The sequence below is a fragment of the Myxococcus sp. CA051A genome (assembly GCF_013336705.1).
In the GTDB taxonomy this organism is placed as follows: domain Bacteria; phylum Myxococcota; class Myxococcia; order Myxococcales; family Myxococcaceae; genus Myxococcus; species Myxococcus llanfairpwllgwyngyllgogerychwyrndrobwllllantysiliogogogochensis.
On the sequence record NZ_JABUMS010000003.1, the window covers coordinates 84,140 to 101,328 of the forward strand.

Below are 17,189 nucleotides of genomic sequence, written 5' to 3' on the forward strand. Positions count from 1 at the left end.
GAAACAAGGAGCCGCTTGGGACCCGAGCGAAGGATGCTCACTTGCGCAGCGTCATGGGCAGACGCTCTCCCGCCCGGGAGAGGTAGACGCGGGAGCTTCGGCGGCCCCCTTCGTTCTGGGGACGTACGACGGCCTGCCCCCGCAGGCCCTGTACGCGCAACAGCGAGGTCAACAGCTCCGCCTGGGCATCACCGTTGTCATGCTCCACCTCCAGCGTGCACAGGTGGGTGCGGCACTCCACGCGGGTGAGCCGCGAGCCCGTGAAGTCCGGGCCCTGAAAAGACCTGGTGACGAGCGACTCGGTGGGGACCGCCCACTGCGTGTCCCGAGGCTCCGTGTTCGCGGCGGCCTCCAGCTCCGCATCCAGCTCCATCACCCGCTCCCGCCGACGCTGCTCTTGCGCCGCCTGCTCGGCCTCCTTCGTGGGCGCGGTGTCCGGGCCCTCGGAGCCCTCCTCCTTCGCGGTGACGCTCCCCCCCGGAGGCGTCGCCGGTACATGGGACTGCTGCTCCAGGCGGCCCTGTGCGCGGCGCAGGGCCTCCAGCTCCGCGCGCAGCGCGCGCACTTCCTGCTCCAGGTCCGCTGGAGGTCCGGTGTGAACTTCCGCGACGGCCGGAGGTGTCGCGCCCTGCACGGGCACATCCCCCCTCAGACTCCACACTCCGGCGACGGCCACGGTGGCTCCAGCCAACCCCAGGACTCCCCAGCGGACCTTGGACATGGTGGCTACTCCGAGATGTAGAAGCTGGAGAGCGTGGACTGGAAGCCGGAGTAGGGGCCCGGCAGCTCGCAGCGCAGGGCGATGTAGCCGTTCACGGACGCGAAGGCCGTCGCCAGGTTCAGCGAGATGGTCTTCGGGTTGGCGGTGTCGGCGCCGGCGGTGCAGCCGGAGTCAGCGGTGATGGCCGTCCCGTCGGGCTCGGTCAGCGTCGCGGTGCAGCAGACGTTCTCGGTGAGGTGCGGGTCTCGCGCGGTGATGAGGAAGGAGACGTTCTCGTTGAACGAGGGGGCGAGGACGTTGCGCTGCACGGGACAGACGACCTCGATGGCGCCGCCCGTCTGGTTGATGAGCCGGCCGCTGCGGAAGATGCTGGGCGCGGCGAAGCCCGACACGGACGTGCACAGCGCGCCCGCGTAGGTCGCGGGACCGGCGACCGCCGGCAGGGCACCGAGCAGCGCGAGCGCCGCCACCGACTTCTTGAACGTATTCTTCGTCATGGGATTTTCCTTGTCCTGCGCGCCACCCCCGAGATGTCGCGTCATGCGCAAACCCGGGTGGCGTGCTGGGACAGGGAAGAGCAACGAAGATGCCAGCGCCTGTCGGCCCGCCTTTCGAGGGAGGGGACACGCCCCCCGGCAGGAGTTGCCGCACGGCGCGGTCTTCGGACCGGCAAGGCTTGCCGTCCCCGGCGAATCTTGCCGGGGTGTGAATGACGAAGCCCCGGCCACCTACGGGCGCCGGGGCTCCAGGCTCACGACAGGGGTTGTCGCGGGCTACTTCGCGGCGTCGAGCTGTGCGACCTTGCTCTGCGTCTGCAGTGCCGGGGGCGAGGCATTCAGCGTGCCCAGGTACAGCCGCCCGTGGAAGCCGTCCGGCCGCGCGGCGTCGAAGAGCTGCACGCCGTCGTTCACCTTGGAGAGCTGCAGTGCTTGATTCGTCGGGCTGATGGCGAAGACGTTGCACTCCACGTCCTCCCAGACGCTGTAGCGACAGGCGAACTGGGTGCCGCGCTTGAAGCCCGCATCCAGGGCGCGCACGGACGAGGGCAGGGCCCGGGCCACGCGCGCGCCGAACGGCTCGAAGTCGCCGTCCCAGCCCACCTTCGCGGTGCGCGCATGCACGCTGCCGGTGAGCACCAGCGTCCAGGACTGGGCGCGCTTGGCCTGGAAGGCGAGCAGGTGTTTGGCCATCTGCGCCTCGCGCTCGTTGCCCTGCACCTTCTCCCCGTCGATGGCGGCCAGGGCCACGTCCTTGCCGGAGACGCGCAGGCGGCGCACCTGCTCGACGAGCCAGAGCATGGCGCGGCTGCTGCGACCGTCCTGGTACACGCGGCGCCAGAAGGCGCTCTCCGACAGCAGCTCCTGCGCGTCCTCGGACGTGCCCTCACTGGCGAGGTAGCGCTCCAGCAGCGGCTGCTCGGAGATGGGCGCCGACAGGGCCAGCGTCACCGGCAGCCCCTTCGACGTGGCCTCGCACAACATCCGCAAGGCGGTGGACGGCACCTCCTGGGTGCCCAGCGGGTCCGCGACGAACAGCACCTGCCCCGCGGCCAGCAGGGGGCTTGCGCCCTCCACGGGCTCGCCGCACTCCGCCGCGCGGACCGTGCCCGCTTCGCCCGTCTCTCCCCAGCCCTCCATCATCACCGAGCGCATGGGCACCGGCGCGTTGCCGCCCACCAGCTCCAGCGCCGGCACCATCTCCAGCCGCTCGAGGAGCTGCCGCTCGATGCCCAAATCGCGCACGCCGTGCACCATCCGGAATCGCTCCATGCCCGGCGCGTTCGGGAACGGGTCCTCGAGCGCGACCTGCCGGCGGAAGCCCTGCGCGTTGGTCTCGGTCCGGAAGGCCTCCAGCCGCGCATCCAGGGGGTTCGAACTCTGGTCGGAGAGCAGGTCCCTGTTTATCGAGCCCGCCACGCGCGGCCCCTGCTCCACGACGTTCTCCATCTCGTTGTAGCGGAGCCGGAAGACGCGGACGAGCGTCTTGCGAGGCCCCAGCCGCTCGCCCTTGACGTAGTAGCGCTCGAGGGTGCGCAGGTTCTTGTTGTTCTTCCCGGGCTCGTGCGCGGAGGAGAACAGCTCCAGTCCGCCGTCCTTCTCCAGCACGTCGTAGCGTTCCGACTCCAGGATGCGCCGGGCCGTCATCATCGCGTCCTCGACGGGCACCAGGTACACCGTCTCCTCGACGGGGGTTTCGAACTGGCCGGTCTCCGGGTTGATGTTCGCCCCGAGCGGACGGGTGAGCGACGCACACCCCGTGAGCATCAATCCCAGCAGCAGTCCGTACCGGCGCATCTTGGCTCCCTGTTCCAGGCGTGAGATGCCCGGCGCGTCACTCCCACACAAAACGCCCGGTGGCGGATGAGTATATCGCGGCCTCCCGCACGGCTCAGTGCGTCGCCCGCGTGGGTGTGTCGACAGGGGCACGGGCCTGGGCGTGCAGTGCGGGCGGCGACGCACTCAACGCGCCCAGATACAGCCGGCCGTGGAATCCCTCCGGAAGGGGCGCGCCGAACAGCTCCAGGCTCGCGGGCTGGCCCACGGGGTGTCGAGTCTGTTTCGAGGGGCTGATGGCGAAGACGTCGCACTCCACGTCCTCCCAGACGCTGTAGCGACAGGAGAACTGGGTGCCGCGCTGGAAGCCGATATCGAGCGCCTGGACGGAGGGCAGCTGACCTGCGAGCCGTGCGCCCAGCGGCTCGAAGTCGCTGTCCCAGCCGACCTTCTGCGTGCGCGTGTGGGTGCCTCCGGCGAGCACCAGCGTCCACGCGGGGGCGTGCTGGCGCTGGAAGTCGAGCACGTGCCGGGCCATCCACGCCTCGCGCTCGTTGCCGCTCGCCTTGTCGGCGTCGAAGGCCACGAGCGACACGTCCTTGCCGCTGGCGCGCAGGCGGCGCACCTGTTCGATGAGCCACAGCATGGCGCGGCTGCTGCGACCATCCTGATACACGCGGCGCCAGAAGGAGCCGTTGCCCAGGAGCGTCTGCGCGTCGCTCGCGAGTCCGGCGCTGGCCAGGTAGGCGTCGAGCAGGGCCTGCTCGGTGGAGGGAATCGACAGGCCGAGCACCACGGGAAGTCCCTTCGCCGTCGCGTCACACACCAGCCGCAGCGCGGCCGAGGGCACCTCGCGCGTTCCCAGGGGGTCCGCGAGCAGCACCGTGGCGCCCGCGGTCATCACCACGTCCGTGCCGGTCAGGGGCGCGCCGCACTCGGGTTCGGGAGCGGACGCCGGGGCTTCCTCCGCCCACTCCTCCATCATCACCGAGCGCACGGGCACGGAGGCGTTACCGCCCACCAGCTCCAGGGAGGGCACCATCTCCAGCCGCTGGAGGAGCGTGCGCTCGATGCCCAAATCCCGGTTGCCGCGCGCCAGGCGATAGCCCTCCACCTGGGGCGCTCCGGCGAAGGGGTCTCTCTTGAAGGGATTGTCCACGCCGTCCGCGTTCCGGTGCGCTTCTTCCCGGACACCGGCGGCCAGGGGCGGCGTCTCCGCCACGGTGTCGATTTCGCTGTAGGAGAGTCGGAAGACGCGGACCAGCGTCCTGCGCTCGCCCAGCTTCTCGCCCTTCACGTAATAACGCTCGAAGTTGCGGGAGCCGGCGCTGCCCTTGCCGGGCTCATGGGCGGAGGTGAACAGCTCCAGCCCGCCTTCCTTCTCGAAGACGTCATAGCGCTGCTCCTCGAGGATGTTGCGTGTCATCGCCATCGCATCGGCGAGGGGGACCAGATAGACGGTCTCCTCTTTCGGCGCGGGCTCGCCCGCCTCGTCGATGGGGACACCCAGGCCGCGCGAGAGGACCGCGCACCCCGAGCACACCAGGCCTAGCATCACCGCCATCCAGCGCATGGGAAGCCTCCATGGGCGCCCGGCCGCTCGCGACTCCCGGCCGCCCGCCTGTCACTCGACACCGAACGCTCCGGCGCTCCGGCTATATCGAGACGCGAGGGGGTGGGTTGGTGCCGGGGCCGTGGCTGTAGTGAACTGCGGTCCGTGCCCGCTCCCCTCGCTGTCTCCGTCGCGTCTCAGGAACGGACGGTCGGTCCGCTCCAGCTCCTCGCCCTGGGCGTCAACGGCATCGTCGGTGTCGGCATCTTCTTCGCGCCCGCGGAGGTCGCCGCGACCACGCCGGGCATGGGCGCGGTGCTGGCATTCGCGCTCACGGGGCTCTCGCTGATTCCCGTGGCGCTGGCCTTCGCGGTGCTCGGTCGTCGCTTCGACGCGGATGGGGGGCCCGTCGTCTTCGCGCGGGCGGCCTTTGGCGAGCGAGTCGCCTTCCTCGTCGGCTGGGTGGCCTACGTCAGCGCGTTCCTGAGCACGGCCGCCGTGGTGGCGGGACTGTCGCAGGCGGTGGCGCCATCGCTGGGGTTGGAGGGCCCGGTGGGGCAGCGCCTGCTCGCCTCCGCGCTGGTGACGGCGCTCGCGGCCATCGTCGCCTCGGGCATCCAGGTCTCCGCGCGGACGTGGACGTCGCTCACGGTGCTGAAGCTGCTGCCGCTGGCCGCGCTGCTCATCGCGTTCTCACTCGCCTCCGGGCCCCGGCCCGTCATCGCGCCCACGTCGGGGCTCGCGGATGGCGCGTGGCTGCGCGCGGGGCTCACGGTGATGTTCGCGTACCAGGGCTTTGAAATCGTGCCGGTGATTGCCGGACAGGTGCGCTCGTCGGAGCGCAGCGTGCCGCTGGCCACGGTGGGCTCGCTCCTGGGCGCGGTGCTCTTGTACGTGGGGCTCGTCTGGGCGTGTGTCGCGGCGCTGCCGGAGCTCGCGACGAGCGCCGCGCCCCTGGCCGCGGCGGCGGGCGTGTGGGGCGGGACGGGCCTGTCAAGGGTGGTGTCGGCGGGCACCAGCGTGTCCGCGCTGGGCATCTGCGTGGGGATGATGGTGACGACGCCGCGCTACCTGTCCGCGCTCGCGTCGGGAGGCCGGTCGCTGTTGGGGCTGGAGGGCATGTCACCCCGGGGCGTGCCCCTGCGGGCGCTGGCCGTCACGTGGGGCGCGGTGCTGCTCTTCGTCAATCTGGGGAACCTGTCGGAGCTCTTCGCGCTCTCCAGCATCGCCGTGCTGATGCAGTACGGCGTCACGGCGGCGGCGCTGGCGTGGCTCTCGTGGAAGCGTCAGCGGGGCCTGCGGCCGGTGCACGCGATATTGGCGGTGCCCACGCTGGGGCTCGGCCTGACGCTGGTGGCGTTCGGCGCGAGCCTTCGGGAGGCCGCCACCACCGGAGTCGCGGTGGTGGCGGGCCTGGTGCTGCTGGGGCTGTCCAGGCCGAGGGCCTAGAACTGGCTCCAGAGGTACTGGTTGGTGATTTCGTGGTGGAACTGGATTTCGGACGTCTTCACGCGGGCGCCCAGCTGCTTGGGGCAGCGCTCGGCGGAGGCCGTCTTCAGCTCCGCGAACTTGGACTGCACGTTCTCACCGAGGATGTTGGCGATGAACGAGCTGCCCTTGAAGAGGCGGATGGCGTCGAAGATGTTGTCCGGCAGGAAGCGGGTGCGGCTGCGCTTGGACTCCGCGTCCTCCTGCGGCTGCGGGCCTTCCAGGCCGGTGCGGAGCAGGGAGTAGAGCACCAGGTAGGGGTTGGCGTCCGGGGCGACGGAGCGGCACTCGACGCGCGCCGAGCGCTCGTTGCCGTAGGGGATGCGCACCATGGCGCCGCGGTTGTTGGCGCTGGCCTTGATCTGATTCGGGGCCTCGTAGTGCGGGTCCAGGCGGCGGTACGCATTCACGCTGGAGTTGAGGACCAGGCAGATGTCGTTGGCGTTGGTGAGCAGCCGGTCGATGAACTCCCAGCCCATGGGGCTCAGGTTGTCCTGGCCGGCCTTGTCGTAGAACAGGTTCTTGTTGTTCTTCGACAGCGACATGTTCATGTGCATGCCGTTGCCGTTGACGCCCGTCACCGGCTTCGGGAGGAAGCTGGCGGTGGTGTCCATCTGGGCTGCGACCTGGCGGCACAAGAGCTTGTAGAGCTGAATCTGGTCCGCGGAGATGAGCGCCTCGCTGTACGAGAAGTTCATCTCGAACTGGCTGGGGGCGACCTCCGGGTGGTCCTTCTCGTTCTGGAAGCCCATGGCGCGCTGGGCCTCGGCGGCCTTGTCGATGAAGGCGCGCAGCGGGTCTCCGGGCAGCGAGTGGTAGTAGCCGCCGGTGGAGATGAAGTCGAACTTGCCCGTCTCGTGGTAGTGGCGCTCGGCGTCACGGCCCTTGAAGAGGAAGCCCTCGACTTCGGGCGCGGCGTGGAAGACGGTGCCGTCCTTCTGGTACAGCGCTTCGGTGATGCGCTTGAGCTGGCCGCGCATGTCCGCGTGGTACGGGCTGCCGTCGCGCTCCAGCACTTCGCTGAACACCAGCACCTTGCCGGGCCCGAAGATGTCGGAGGGCAGCCAGTAGAAGGAGCCCCAGTCGATGTTCAGCCGCAGGTCGCTCTCCGACTGCTGGGAGAAGCCGCGGATGGAGGAGCCGTCGAACGTGAGGTTGTCGGCGCTCTTGAGCAGGAACTTCTTGTCGTAGTCCAGCATGTGCAGCCGACCCTCGAGGTCGGTGAAGCACACGGTGACGGCCTTCAGGTTGCGCTCGTCGGTGAGGTACTTGATGCGCTCCTCGCGGACCTTGTCGGCGGCCACGTGCTGGACGCGCTGCTCCTTCACCTTGAGGTTGCGCTCCTCCAGCTCGTCGTAGGGAATCTCCAGGAAAGTCCGCAGCCCCTTCGTCTCCATGTGTCCGTGCCTCCAGGCCGGTGCCCGCCGTCAAACGGCGGCAGCGAATCCGTGGGCGCAGGTATTTACATTTGGCGACGGGAAATCAAGCCTAAATTTAGGCGAGTGAAGGCTAAATCCTTGGTCTAAAAACGTTTAAAGCCCGTTTGGCAACACTTGGGAGGGCCTCCGGGAGGGTGGGAGTGACGTCCGAAGGACACTTGGACGCCCTGGGAGCTTGCCTGCCCTGAAGGGCCATGGACGGGCACGGCTTGTGAGGGCCCTGGCGCCTCTTGAAAATGCGGGCATGAGCTCGCTGTGGATTCTCGAGGAGGCGCCTCCCGCGCCGGATGCACGCATCAGCTATGGCCCGGGGCCGCACCACTTCGGGGAGTTGCGGCTTCCGTCGGGTCCGGGGCCTCATCCCGTCGTCGTGGCCCTCCACGGGGGCTTCTGGCGCGCGAAGTATGACCTCGCTCACCTGGGCCACCTGTGCGCCGCGCTCACCGCGAGCGGCTTCGCCACATGGAGCCTGGAGTTCCGACGCATCGGCCACGAGGGCGGTGGCTATCCCGGCACGTTGGAAGACGTCGCGCTCGGCGCGGACTTCCTGCGCACCCTCGCGCAAGCGCATCCCCTGGACCTCTCCCGCGTCGTCTTCCTGGGACACTCCGCGGGCGGCCACCTCGCGCTGTGGCTCGGGGCGCGTCACCGGATGCCCGTGGGAAGCGCGCTGCGCCGCGAGGACCCGCTGCGCCCTCGCGGAATCGTCTCCCTCGCGGGCCTGGCCGATTTGACGCGCACCTACGAGCTGGGGCTGAGCGACCGCGCCGCGGAACTCCTCCTTGGCGGCTCCCCCTTGGAAGTGCCCCTGCGCTACCAGCGCGCCTCGCCCGCCGCGCTCCAGCCCCTGGGTGTTCCCCAGGTCATCCTCCACGGCTCCGAGGACGACACCGTCCCCGTGGCGATGAGCGCGGACTACTGTGCCCGGGGCCGCGCGCATGGCGACGACGTGCGCTGTGTCGTGCTGCCCGGCGCGGGCCACTTCGAGGTCGTCGACCCACGCTCACGCGAGTGGCCCCAGGTGGTGGACGCCGTGCGCTCGCTGCTCTGAGCGCCGTCGTCCCCAGGCCCATCTGGAATCGAGTGCGCCCTCATCGCCTTGTCGGCATGAGCGGCGCGCCAGGCCCCGTCGCTAGTTCACGTCACCGAACACGAGGCCGTAGCCCACCGAGTTGGGCGTCCCACCGTCCGGGCCTCCGGTGCCCGTGGTCATGCACGTGAAGGTGCTGGTCGCGTCGTCATACGCATACGTGTACGCGGTGGGGCACGCCTTCTTGAGGAACGCGAGCCACGGCTGGACGTTCTGCGCCCACGTGGTGTTGTTGTTGATGCACTGTCCCTGGGCCTGCTGGGCCGGGTTGTTGCCGGCCTCCAACGTGGTGGGCCAGAAGCCGCCCGCGGGGTTGCCGGGGAACGTCGGGCAGCCGCAGCAGGAGGGGGTGTTGCCCGCACTCGAGTTGTAGCAGGACTGGCCGAAGTTCCCCGCGCACTGGAAGAGGTTGTTCAGCGTGTCCGTCACCGTGCCCGCGCTCATCGGCTGCGCGCAGTTGAGCGGGCCGTAGCTGAACGGAGGCATCGCCGCGCACAGGTCCTCGTAGGACCACCAGCCGATGGACTGGCCACATGTCTGGATGAGCGGCGTCATGGTGTTGACGCCCGGAAGGAAGGCCGTACCGCACGTCGGCGTGCCCCCGTCATCCAGGCCCGCGCAGTCGCTGTTCGACGCGCAGGTGCTGCAATAGCCGGCGGCGGGGTTGTTGGGGTTGCTGCACACCGCGTTGCCCGCGCAGTACGGCTCGGTGAGGGAGCACTTCGTCAGCGTGGGCTGGCACACGCCGCTGATGCAGGTGGTGCCCGCTCCGCAGTCGCTGTTCTGGCCGCACGTCGCCAGGGTGATGGCGCGCAGCAGGGTGGAGTAGTCGGCCGAGAGCCCGGCCGTCGTGTCCGGAGTGAATTGCCACGAGCACGCCTCCAGTGTCCCCGCGTCGGGAACGCTCTGGGCGACGCGCGAGCCCGCGGTGCCACAGTTGTAGGGCGACGGCTGGGACGCTGGCGCGAAGCCGCCGTCATTCGTGGGGCCCATCTGGATGCTGACGTTCGCGCCGTTGATGACGGTGACGTCGTAGAAGTCGGACGCATTGGGTTGGAGGGTGAACTCCGCCGCGGCGAAGGGATTGGTGCCGCCCTTGCCGAGCGGACACGGCATTCCGGGCCCGTTGCCGCAGTCCGCGCTCTGGCACTTCGTTCCGTCCGCCTGACATCCCGTGCGCCCGAAGATGCCGCCGCTCCAGCCAACGACGGGGCGACACAGGCACGCGGTGGAGCCCGCGTCCTGGGGACAGTCCGTGGGCGGGTTGGTGATGTCGGGGCCGCTGGCCACCAGGCAGCGGTTGCTCTGGCATTGCGAGTCCTGGGTGCAGGCCGTCAACTGGGGTTGGAGGTTGGCGTAGGCGGGCGGAAGCGAGGACGGCATGCACAGCGTGGCCGTCTCCTGGGGCGTCAGCTCCAGCGCATCCAGGGGCACGCCGCCATCCGTGCGCGAGTACTGGCACAGGCCCAGCTCCACGTCGCACGTCTGTCCCGTCGGACACGTGGTGTTGCCCGAGCCGCAGGCCTGGTTCTCACCGGGGACCACCTGCTGGAAGTAGCAGGTGCCGCCGTTGGCGAGGCTGCACTCCTGTACGGTGTTGGCGCACGTCGTCCCGGTGGGGCACACGCCCTGGCCACCCGTCGCGCAGTTGCACAGGCCCGTGGTGGAGTCACAGCCCTCGGAACCGCAGCCCGCGCAGGCCGCCACCTGTTTCGCACCCGTGCACTGCATGGAGGGAAGATTGACGGTGACGATGGGCGCGCCACCGTTGCACGCGCTGCCAGTCGCCACCATGCACTGGCCCGTGTTCGTGTCACACATGTTGCCGGCGTTGCAGTCGGCGCTGCTGGTACAGCCCGGGTTGTTGCACTGCTGATTCGGACCACAGTCCGTGTCGGTGGTGCAGGCGAAGGGCGGAGGCGCGGCGCCCGCCGTCTGTCCAATCCACACCGTCTGGCTCGCCTGGTTCGTCAGCGTGAAGGGACGGAAGCCCGGAGGGCATGTCACGGGCGGCGAGGAGTCCGCGTTGGTGCGAAGTCCGGTGCCCGTCGTCCTGCAGCCATTGCCCACCGTGAGCACCAACACGAGCGTGGACAAGCCGAGCGACACCACGGGTGCAACCAATCGACGCGAAACCATGAAGGGGGACTCCGAGGCAGGTTCGCCCAGGGACCGTACTGCGGGTGAAAAGGCGCACCAAGGATTCGGCGCGTCGGATGCGCGCGTGCTCCAAGGCGTACCCGCCACGGGTGTGCTCCCGAGCTTCGTGCGGAGCGCTCGCGAAGTCCCTCGGCGCACGAGCACGCGGGCCCGTCGTCGCGGCCCCGTCGTGAGCGCGTTCTGTCGCGAGGGACTTGCGCGCGACAGCGACCTTGATTATCACTGAACCATATGGTTCAGTTTAATTCGCAGCTCGATTTGGCCTTCGGAGCGCTGGCGGATGCCACGCGTCGGGGCGTGCTGGAGCGGCTGGGACGTGGCGAGGCGTCCATCAGCGAGCTGGCCGGGTCCTTCGACATGACCCTGACGGGCATGAAGAAGCACGTGCACGTGCTGGAAGAGGCGGGGCTGGTCTCCACCGAGAAGGTGGGGCGGGTGAGGACCTGCAAATTGGGACCGCGTCGCCTGGAGGACGAGGCGGCGTGGATCGCCGGCTATCGGCGGATGCTGGACGCTCGGCTCGACAGGCTGGGTGAGTTCCTCGCGCGAACGAAAGATGAGGAGGAGTCATGAGCAAGTCTTCGCAGCAGATGTCCAGGGATGCCGTCGTCACGCAGCCGTCCGACCGGGAGATTCGCACCGAGCGCATCTTCGATGCCCCGCGCGAGCGCGTCTGGAGGGCGATGACGGACCCGAAGCAGGTGGCCCAGTGGTGGGGCCGTGGCAACAAGCTCGTCGTCGAACGGCTGGAGGTCGAGCGCGGAGGACACTGGCGCTTCGTCGAGCACGCCGAGGGCGACGCTCACGGCTTCGAGGGCCGGTTCCGCGAAGTCACGCCGCCCGAGCGGATGGTGCAGACCTTCGAGTGGGATGGCATGCCGGGCTACGTCATCCTGATCACGACGACGCTCGAGGACGTGGGTAACGGCCGCACGAAGCTGGTGGCGACGTCGCTCTTCTACACGACGGAGGAGCGCGACGGCATGGCGTCTTCCGGCATGGAAGGGGGCCTCAACGAGAGCTACCGCGCGCTGGACGCGCTGTTGGCTCGGGAGGCGTAGGCGCCGTGACTTCCGAGGGGATGAGCCCTGCCCGCTCATCTCCCTCGGAGCCTTCGTCGCTTCAGAACCCGCGCTGCGCGCCGCCGTCGACGACGATGGACTGGCCGGTGATGTACGAGGCCTGCTCGGAGGAGAGGAACGCCACCAGCGAGGCCAGCTCCTCGGGACGACCCAGTCGCCGCGCGGGAATCTGCGGCGCCACCTTCTCGTCCGTGAGGCCCAGCTGCGTCATCCGCTCGGTGGCGTGGAAGCCCGGCAGCACCGCGTTCAACGTGACGCCGTGCTGCGCCACTTCGTTGCTCACCGTCTTCACCAGCCCGAGCAACCCGGCGCGCAGGCCGTTGGAGATGGTGAGGTTGGGCATCGCCTCGCGCGCGGCCAGCGACGTCACCAGGACGATGCGGCCCCACTTGCGCTCCTTCATTCCCGGCAACGACGCCTGGATTCCATCCACCGCCGCCATCCACAGGCTCTGGAAGCCGAGCTGCCACTGCTCCGCTGTCAGCGACTCGAAGCCGCCCGCCGGAGGCCCGCCCGTGTTCACCACGAGCACGTCCACGCCACCCAGCTTCGCGACAACCTCGTCCACCAGTCGCTTCGCCGCGCCCGGCTGGTTCAAGTCACACGGCACCGCGAGCGCCGCGCCCAACTCCTTCGCCGCGCGCTCCAACTTGTCGCCACCGCGCGAGCAGATGGCCACCGTGGCGCCTTCCTTCACCAGCGCCTGTGCCGTCGCGTAGCCCAGCCCCGCCGATGCGCCCATGACGAGCGCGCGCCTACCCTTGAGTCCGAAATCCATCCGCGTGCTCCTTCATGAATGGCACCAGCCGCTGCTGGATGAGCTGCTTCGCCCGCCCCAGGTCCACGTCCTCGGCGCGCGTCAGCCCCTCGGACAACTCGGAGACGATGCCGCCGGCAATCGCCCCCACTTCATAGGCCAGCCGGTACGGCACGCGGCTGAAGCTCACCATCGAGTAGCGACTGACGAACTCGCCCGGAAAGGCATTGAGCAGCGCCTTCTCCACGGCCTTCTCCAACAGGAAGCGCGGGCTGCCGGTGCTGTCGCGCATCTCCACGAAGTTCTCCACCGCCATGTCCGCGATGGCATCCGCGTTCGTCTTGCGCAGCCGCTCCAACGTCCCGAAGACGTCCGCCCACGTGCCGTGCTGCTCCAACAGCCCATCCAGCACCGTGCAGTCCTCGAAGCCGCAGTTCATCCCCTGGCCGAAGAAGGGGACGATGGCGTGCGCCGCGTCGCCCAGCACCAGGGCCTTGTCACCCACGCGCCAGGGTGCGCACTTCACCGTCACCATGCCTCCCGTGGGCCGCGCGAAGAAGGCCTCCGTCAAATCCGGGATGAGCGCCTTCGCGTCGGGGAACTGCTCCTCGAAGAACGCCTCCAGCTTCGCGGGCGAGTCCAGCGACTCGAAGCTCACCGGCCCCTTCCACGGCAGGAACAGCGTGCACGTGAAGCTGCCATCTTCATTGGGCAGCCCGATCAGCATGTACGTGCCACGCGGCCAGATGTGCAGCGCGTGCTTCTCCATCTGGAACGCGCCGCCCGGGCCCGCCGGAATTGTCAGCTCCTTGTATCCGTGCCCCAGTTGCTCCTGCGTCGCCGCGAAGCCCGGCACCTGCTCCATCGCCTGCCGCACCGCCGAGCCGGAGCCGTCCGTGCCGAACAACACTCGGCCCGCTTCCTGGCGCTCCTGCCCCGAGGCCTCGTCCAGCACCGTGAGCGAACCCGTCGCGAGGTCCGCCTGCGTCACCCGCTGATTGAAGCGGATGCGCACCTTGCCGGTGGCCTCGGCCGCCGACATCAGGAACTTGTTCAGCCACGCCCGCGACAGCGAGTTGATGTGCTGCGAGTCGTCCTTGCCATAGGGCTGGTACGCCAGCGCCCCCTTCGGCGGGTGAATCATCCGCCCGCGCATCGGGATGGCGTGCTTCAGCGCCTCTTCCTCCAGCCCCACCTGCCTCAGCGCGTACAGGCCGCGCGTGGAGATGGCGAGGTTGATGGAGCGGCCCGCGTCGATGACCTCGCGGCGCATGTCCGGACGGCGCTCCAGCACCTCCACGGAGTAGCCCCGGCGCGCCAGGAACACGGAGAGCAGCGAACCCACGAGGCCCGCGCCCACCACGGTGACGGCTTCGTTCCGCTCACCCACGGGCATGGCCCTCCAGCGTCTTCACGAAGCGGTAGACATCGGTGAAGTTGCAGTACAGCGGCGCGGGCGCCGCGCGGATGATGTCCGGCTTGCGGAAGTCGCAGACGATGCCCGCATCCGACAGTCGCTTGAGCATCCCCTGCGCCTCGCCCTTGAAGCGCAGTGAGAGCTGAGCGCCGCGCTGCTTCGGGTCCCTCGGCGTGGTGATGCGCACGAAGGCCGGCGGCAACTTGTCCAACAGGAACTCCAGATACCCCGTGAGCCGCTCGCTCTTCGCGCGCAGCGCCTCCATGCCCGCCTTGTCGAACAGCTCGAACGACGCGCGCAGCGCCGCGAGCTGGAGGATGGGCGGGTTGGACAACTGCCACCCCTCCGCGCCTGGAATCGGGTCGAAGTCGGGCCCCATCTGGAAGCGCGTCGTCTTGTCGTGCCCCCACCAGCCCTCGAAGCGGGGGATGTCCCGCGAGCGCGAGTGACGCTCGTGGACGAACACGCCGCCCAGGCTCCCCGGGCCCCCGTTGAGGTACTTGTACGAGCACCACACCGCGAAGTCCGGCCCGTCGTCGTGCAGCGACAGCTTCAAGTTCCCCGCGCCGTGCGCCAGGTCGAAGCCGACGAGACACCCCTTCGAGTGCGCCGTGCGCGTAATCGCCGCAATGTCGAACGCCTGGCCCGTGAGGTAGTTCACGCTGCCGAGCAACACGAGCGCCACCTCATGCCCGTGCTGGTCCAACGTGGCGAGGATGTCCTCGGTGCGCAGCGTCTCCTCACCAGGGCGCGGCTTCAGCTCCAGCACCGCTTCGCGCGGGTCATACCCGTGGAAGCGCGCCTGGGACGCCACCGCGTACTGGTCCGACGGAAACGCGCCGCCCTCGACGAGGATTTTGAACCGCTCGCGCGTGGGCCGGTAGAACGACACCATCATGAGGTGCAGGTTCACCGTGAGGGTGTTCATCACCACCACTTCTTGCGGCTTCGCGCCCACCAGCCGCGCGGCCTGCTCGGTGACGAGCTCGTGGTAGTGCAGCCACGGGTGTCGCCCCTGGTGGTGCCCCTCCACGCCCAGCTTCGCCCAATCCTCCAGCTCCTCCTGCACGTAGCGCGCGGCGTTGCGCGGCTGGAGCCCCAGCGAGTTGCCCGCCAGGTACACCACCGGCTTGCCGTCCGGGGCGGGAGGGAAGAGGAACGCGTCGCGGAAGGTGCGCAGCGGGTCCTCCGCGTCGGCGCGGCGCGCGAAGTCCTCGGAGTCCTCGTAGGGAAGCGTCGTCGTCATGGTGCGAAGTCCTCGCGAGAGCGCCCCAGCCACGCCAGGGCGTTCTTCCAGAGCAGTTGCTCGCGCGCGTCGGGCGCCAGCTCGCTCATCGATTCGATGAGAGTGCCCGGGCGCAGCTCGCCCAGGGGGAAGGGATAGTCACTGCCCAGCGCCACCTTGTCCGCGCCGAACAGCTTGACGATGAAGCGCAGCGTCTCCGCGTCGTGCACCAGCGAGTCCACCCAGAAGCGGCCCAGGTAGTCGCGCGGCGGCACCTTGTTGTCCACGGCCACCAGGTCCGGACGCGCCTCGAAGCCGTGCTCGATTCGCCCCAGCGTCCCGGGGAACGAGCCGCCACCGTGCGCGAAGGCGAAGCGCAGCCTGGGCAGCCGCTCCAGCACGCCGCCGAAGATGAGCGAGCACATGGCCAGCGACACCTCCGCGGGCATGCCCACCAGCCACGGCAGCCAGTACTTCTGCATCTTCGCCTCGCCCATCATGTCCCACGGGTGGACGAAGATGGACGCGCCCAGCTCGCTCGCGGCCTCGAAGAACGGGAACAGCTTCTCGTCGGACAGGTTCCAGTCGTTGACGTGGCTGCCAATCTGCACGCCCGCCAGGCCCAGCTCCTTCACGCACCGCTCCAACTCGCGAATCGCCAGCTCCGGCGACTGCAGCGGCACCGTGCCCAGGCCCACGAAACGCTTGGGGTGCTCACGCACGACGGAGGCGACGTGGTCGTTCAGGAAGCGCGACAAATCCAGCCCGTGCTCCGGCTTCGTCCAGTAGCTGAACATCACCGGCACGGTGGAAATCACCTGGACGTGCACACCCGCCGCGTCGCACTCCTCGATGCGCTTCGCCGGGTCCCAACAGTTGCTCTCCACCTCGCGGAAGAACTTCCCGTCGTCGCGCAGCATCCGCGCTCGGCACGGCTGGTGGTGGTCCAGCGTGATGAAGCCGCCATAGCCATAGCGCTCCGCGAAGCGCGGCAGCTTCTCCGGCAACAGGTGCGTGTGGATGTCGACCTTCAACGCTTCGGCCCTTCCTTGGTGACCTTCGTCCCGCACTTCTTGCACGTGCAGTTGTCCGGGTTGCCGTAGAAGTGCTCGAAGATGGGCGGCAGCTGCGTCACCAGATTGGTGACGTGCACGAACTCCTCGTAGAGCTTCTCGCCGCACGTGGGGCACAGCCACATGAAGCCATCCAGCTCTCCGGGAAGGCGGCGGCGCTCCAGCACCAGGCCCACCGTGCCGGCGGGACGCTGCGGCGAGTGCGGCACCTTGGGCGGCAACAGGAAGATGTCCCCTTCGGAGATGGGGATGTCCACGGGCTTGCCGTCGTCGAGCACGCACAGGTTGATGGTGCCCTCCAACTGGTAGAAGAACTCCTCGCCCTCGTTGATGTGGAAGTCCGTGCGCGAGTTGGGGCCGCCGACCACGGTGACCATGAACTCGCGGTCCGCCCACACCTGCTGGTTGCCGACGGGCGGCTTGAGCAGGTGGCGGTGCTCATCAATCCACTTCTTGAAGTTGATGGGGGTCAGGCGGCCCATTCAGTCGTCTCCGATGGTGGCGATGCACTTGAGCTCGATGGCAATGGGCGTGGGCAGCCGATTGATTTCGAGCGTCGTCCTGCACGGCGGGTTGTCCTTGAAGTACTCCGCCCACAGCCGGTTGTACGTGGGGAAGTCCTTCTTCATGTCCGTCAGGTACACCGTGACGTCCACCAGCTTTTCCCAGGACGAGCCCGCGGCCTCCAGGATGTAGCGGACGTTGCGGAACACCGAGTGACACTGCGCCTCGATGTCGTACGAGGTGATGTTGCCCTCGGCGTCCAGTTCCACGCCGGGAATCTTCTTCACCCCGCGCTCACGCGGGCCCACGCCCGACAGGAACAACAAATTGCCCACGCGGCGCGCGTGGGGGTACAGGCCCACGGGCTCCGGGGCCTTCTGGGAATCGACTCGCTCACTGGTGCTCACG

The 17,189-nt window shown here is 68.8% G+C and carries 16 protein-coding genes; 4 read left to right on the top strand and 12 right to left on the bottom strand.

The window, feature by feature from the left end:
- Positions 1-37: 37 nt before the first annotated feature.
- From HUA74_RS10370 to HUA74_RS10385, 4 genes are all read right to left on the bottom strand, one after another.
- Positions 38-721 carry a hypothetical protein gene (locus HUA74_RS10370; RefSeq protein WP_174454438.1) on the bottom strand — a complete coding sequence of 228 codons (684 nt, stop codon included), beginning with the start codon at positions 719-721 and terminating at the stop codon, positions 38-40.
- Positions 722-726: 5 nt separating this feature from the next.
- Complete coding sequence (locus tag HUA74_RS10375; protein ID WP_174454439.1) at positions 727-1,218, bottom strand: hypothetical protein; 492 nt, start codon at positions 1,216-1,218, stop codon at positions 727-729.
- Between the two features lie 276 nt (positions 1,219-1,494).
- Positions 1,495-3,015: a hypothetical protein gene (locus HUA74_RS10380; protein ID WP_174454440.1), complete on the bottom strand. Its 1,521-nt coding sequence runs from the start codon at positions 3,013-3,015 to the stop codon at positions 1,495-1,497.
- A 94-nt stretch (positions 3,016-3,109) separates the two neighbouring features.
- Positions 3,110-4,567: a hypothetical protein gene (locus HUA74_RS10385; RefSeq protein ID WP_174454441.1), complete on the bottom strand. Its 1,458-nt coding sequence runs from the start codon at positions 4,565-4,567 to the stop codon at positions 3,110-3,112.
- A gap of 144 nt (positions 4,568-4,711) precedes the next feature.
- Here HUA74_RS10385 and HUA74_RS10390 point away from each other — a divergent pair, with 144 nt between their 5' ends.
- Entirely contained in the window at positions 4,712-5,995 is a 1,284-nt protein-coding gene (locus tag HUA74_RS10390; protein ID WP_174454442.1) for an APC family permease, read from the top strand.
- On the opposite strand, the gene HUA74_RS10395 is transcribed toward HUA74_RS10390, so the two are convergent.
- Positions 5,992-7,431: a glutamine synthetase family protein gene (locus HUA74_RS10395; RefSeq protein WP_141645137.1), complete on the bottom strand. Its 1,440-nt coding sequence runs from the start codon at positions 7,429-7,431 to the stop codon at positions 5,992-5,994. The two genes, HUA74_RS10390 and HUA74_RS10395, sit on opposite strands and share 4 nt — an antisense overlap.
- Before the next feature lie 286 nt (positions 7,432-7,717).
- On the opposite strand from HUA74_RS10395, the gene HUA74_RS10400 reads away from it, so the two are divergent.
- On the top strand, positions 7,718-8,524 hold the full coding sequence (locus HUA74_RS10400; RefSeq protein ID WP_141645136.1) for a S9 family peptidase: 807 nt from the start codon (positions 7,718-7,720) through the stop codon (positions 8,522-8,524).
- Between the two features lie 81 nt (positions 8,525-8,605).
- On the opposite strand, the gene HUA74_RS10405 is transcribed toward HUA74_RS10400, so the two are convergent.
- Complete coding sequence (locus HUA74_RS10405; RefSeq protein ID WP_174454443.1) at positions 8,606-10,702, bottom strand: thaumatin family protein; 2,097 nt, start codon at positions 10,700-10,702, stop codon at positions 8,606-8,608.
- Between the two features lie 252 nt (positions 10,703-10,954).
- Between HUA74_RS10405 and HUA74_RS10410 the strand changes: the two genes are divergently transcribed.
- Together HUA74_RS10410 and HUA74_RS10415 are read left to right on the top strand one after the other, a co-directional pair.
- Positions 10,955-11,296 carry a helix-turn-helix transcriptional regulator gene (locus tag HUA74_RS10410; RefSeq protein ID WP_141645134.1) on the top strand — a complete coding sequence of 114 codons (342 nt, stop codon included), beginning with the start codon at positions 10,955-10,957 and terminating at the stop codon, positions 11,294-11,296.
- The gene (locus HUA74_RS10415; protein ID WP_254625014.1) at positions 11,293-11,784 is read left to right on the top strand and encodes an SRPBCC family protein; all 492 of its coding nucleotides are present in this window, start codon (positions 11,293-11,295) and stop codon (positions 11,782-11,784) included. Before HUA74_RS10410 ends, HUA74_RS10415 begins: the two co-directional genes overlap by 4 nt.
- 61 nt (positions 11,785-11,845) lie before the next feature.
- On the opposite strand, the gene HUA74_RS10420 is transcribed toward HUA74_RS10415, so the two are convergent.
- Genes HUA74_RS10420 through HUA74_RS10445 form a run of 6 tightly spaced genes read right to left on the bottom strand, consistent with a single transcriptional unit; the run spans position 11,846 to position 17,188 of the window.
- Positions 11,846-12,583 carry an SDR family oxidoreductase gene (locus tag HUA74_RS10420; protein WP_141645132.1) on the bottom strand — a complete coding sequence of 246 codons (738 nt, stop codon included), beginning with the start codon at positions 12,581-12,583 and terminating at the stop codon, positions 11,846-11,848.
- Positions 12,561-13,958 carry an NAD(P)/FAD-dependent oxidoreductase gene (locus HUA74_RS10425; protein ID WP_217443411.1) on the bottom strand — a complete coding sequence of 466 codons (1,398 nt, stop codon included), beginning with the start codon at positions 13,956-13,958 and terminating at the stop codon, positions 12,561-12,563. Before HUA74_RS10425 ends, HUA74_RS10420 begins: the two co-directional genes overlap by 23 nt.
- Positions 13,945-15,225: a kynureninase gene (gene kynU / locus HUA74_RS10430; RefSeq protein ID WP_174454445.1), complete on the bottom strand. Its 1,281-nt coding sequence runs from the start codon at positions 15,223-15,225 to the stop codon at positions 13,945-13,947. Before kynU ends, HUA74_RS10425 begins: the two co-directional genes overlap by 14 nt.
- Positions 15,222-16,238, bottom strand: a complete 1,017-nt coding sequence (locus tag HUA74_RS10435; RefSeq protein WP_174454446.1) for an amidohydrolase family protein — start codon at positions 16,236-16,238, stop codon at positions 15,222-15,224. Before HUA74_RS10435 ends, kynU begins: the two co-directional genes overlap by 4 nt.
- The gene (gene nbaC / locus HUA74_RS10440) at positions 16,235-16,759 is read right to left on the bottom strand and encodes a 3-hydroxyanthranilate 3,4-dioxygenase (RefSeq protein WP_174454447.1); all 525 of its coding nucleotides are present in this window, start codon (positions 16,757-16,759) and stop codon (positions 16,235-16,237) included. Before nbaC ends, HUA74_RS10435 begins: the two co-directional genes overlap by 4 nt.
- The gene (locus HUA74_RS10445) at positions 16,760-17,188 is read right to left on the bottom strand and encodes a RidA family protein (protein ID WP_141645127.1); all 429 of its coding nucleotides are present in this window, start codon (positions 17,186-17,188) and stop codon (positions 16,760-16,762) included.
- Between the last annotated feature and the right edge of the window lies 1 nt (position 17,189).

Excerpts from the sequence above, each read along its gene's own strand:
- HUA74_RS10385 (WP_174454441.1), bottom strand. The coding sequence starts at position 4,567 with ATGCGCTGGATGGCGGTGATGCTAGGCCTGGTGTGCTCGGGGTGCGCG.
- HUA74_RS10395 (WP_141645137.1), bottom strand. The coding sequence starts at position 7,431 with ATGGAGACGAAGGGGCTGCGGACTTTCCTGGAGATTCCCTACGACGAG.
- HUA74_RS10400 (WP_141645136.1), top strand. The coding sequence starts at position 7,718 with ATGAGCTCGCTGTGGATTCTCGAGGAGGCGCCTCCCGCGCCGGATGCA.
- HUA74_RS10415 (WP_254625014.1), top strand. The coding sequence starts at position 11,293 with ATGAGCAAGTCTTCGCAGCAGATGTCCAGGGATGCCGTCGTCACGCAG.
- HUA74_RS10425 (WP_217443411.1), bottom strand. The coding sequence starts at position 13,958 with ATGCCCGTGGGTGAGCGGAACGAAGCCGTCACCGTGGTGGGCGCGGGC.
- HUA74_RS10375 (WP_174454439.1), bottom strand. The coding sequence starts at position 1,218 with ATGACGAAGAATACGTTCAAGAAGTCGGTGGCGGCGCTCGCGCTGCTC.
- HUA74_RS10380 (WP_174454440.1), bottom strand. The coding sequence starts at position 3,015 with ATGCGCCGGTACGGACTGCTGCTGGGATTGATGCTCACGGGGTGTGCG.
- HUA74_RS10370 (WP_174454438.1), bottom strand. The coding sequence starts at position 721 with ATGTCCAAGGTCCGCTGGGGAGTCCTGGGGTTGGCTGGAGCCACCGTG.
- HUA74_RS10405 (WP_174454443.1), bottom strand. The coding sequence starts at position 10,702 with ATGGTTTCGCGTCGATTGGTTGCACCCGTGGTGTCGCTCGGCTTGTCC.
- HUA74_RS10410 (WP_141645134.1), top strand. The coding sequence starts at position 10,955 with ATGGTTCAGTTTAATTCGCAGCTCGATTTGGCCTTCGGAGCGCTGGCG.
- nbaC (WP_174454447.1), bottom strand. The coding sequence starts at position 16,759 with ATGGGCCGCCTGACCCCCATCAACTTCAAGAAGTGGATTGATGAGCAC.
- HUA74_RS10420 (WP_141645132.1), bottom strand. The coding sequence starts at position 12,583 with ATGGATTTCGGACTCAAGGGTAGGCGCGCGCTCGTCATGGGCGCATCG.
- kynU (WP_174454445.1), bottom strand. The coding sequence starts at position 15,225 with ATGACGACGACGCTTCCCTACGAGGACTCCGAGGACTTCGCGCGCCGC.